Annotated in this window: 3 tRNA genes; all 3 read right to left on the reverse strand. The window is 59.2% G+C overall.

Features of this window, described 5'->3' with window-relative positions:
• Positions 1–24: 24 nt before the first annotated feature.
• The 3 genes from FZZ93_RS18225 to FZZ93_RS18235 all read right to left on the reverse strand — a co-directional run bounded on the left by FZZ93_RS18225 (position 25) and on the right by FZZ93_RS18235 (position 281).
• Positions 25–99, reverse strand: a tRNA-Gly gene (locus FZZ93_RS18225).
• Between the two features lie 27 nt (positions 100–126).
• Positions 127–202: transfer RNA gene (locus FZZ93_RS18230), tRNA-Glu, on the reverse strand.
• A 4-nt stretch (positions 203–206) separates the two neighbouring features.
• Positions 207–281 (reverse strand) — tRNA-Gly (locus FZZ93_RS18235).
• Positions 282–284: the final 3 nt, after the last annotated feature.

The raw sequence follows: 284 nt of genomic DNA on the forward strand, positions 1-284 counted from the left end.
GACCACTAGACGAATGGGACGCATTGGAGCGGGAAACGAGATTCGAACTCGCGACCCTCGCCTTGGCAAGGCGATGCTCTACCACTGAGCTATTCCCGCACTTCGCATTGTCGAGCCACCGGAAGGTGGCGTCCCATAGGGGGTTCGAACCCCTGTTACCGCCGTGAAAGGGCGGTGTCCTAGACCACTAGACGAATGGGACGCATTGGAGCGGGAAACGAGATTCGAACTCGCGACCCTCGCCTTGGCAAGGCGATGCTCTACCACTGAGCTATTCCCGCACT

The sequence above is a fragment of the Halomonas eurihalina genome (assembly GCF_008274785.1).
Classification (GTDB): Bacteria; Pseudomonadota; Gammaproteobacteria; order Pseudomonadales; family Halomonadaceae; genus Halomonas; species Halomonas eurihalina.